This window comes from Segeticoccus rhizosphaerae, assembly GCF_009192725.1.
Lineage (GTDB): Bacteria > Actinomycetota > Actinomycetes > Actinomycetales > Dermatophilaceae > Segeticoccus > Segeticoccus rhizosphaerae.
On the sequence record NZ_VOHR01000742.1, the window covers coordinates 1 to 527 of the forward strand.

General features: G+C 77.2%; 1 protein-coding gene. It reads left to right on the forward strand.

Features of this window, described 5'->3' with window-relative positions; translation table 11 throughout:
* Positions 1 to 433 (forward strand): FAD:protein FMN transferase (locus tag FRW57_RS22770; protein WP_162529501.1); only part of this gene is annotated, 433 nt, incomplete at its 5' end.
* Between the last annotated feature and the right edge of the window lie 94 nt (positions 434 to 527).

A 527-nucleotide genomic window follows, 5' to 3' on the forward strand; every position in this document is an offset into this window, starting at 1 on the left:
CGACCTCCAGCTCGCCGGCGAGCCCGCACCCGGACAGCCCTGGCGGGTCGGCATCGCCGACCCGCTGCACCCCCGGCTGCTCGCCACCATCGTCAGCGGGAGCCAGATGGCGGTCGCGACCTCCGGCACCGCCGAGCGAGGCGCCCACGTGCTCAACCCGCACACCGGACGACCCGCCACCGACCTGGCCAGCATCACCCTGGTCGGCAGGCACCTCACCGCGGTCGACGCCTACGCCACCGCCGCCCTGGCCATGGGGCGCCGCGCCCGCGACTGGGTCGAACGGCTGCCAGACATTGAGGCCTTCGCGGTCACCCCCACCGGCGGCACGTGGCAGACCCGCGGCTTCCCCGCTGCCGCGCCGGTCGTCAACCCCGGAGCCATCGCACCCGGTACAGGAACCACGATGCCGACGGCCCCGGGGCCCGCGTGACCGCGGCCAGCGCCCTCGCCGACGCGCTCGCCCACGCGACCGGCCGCGCACACCGCGACGACCCGGCGCTGCCCGGCACCGGTGGACCGGCAGG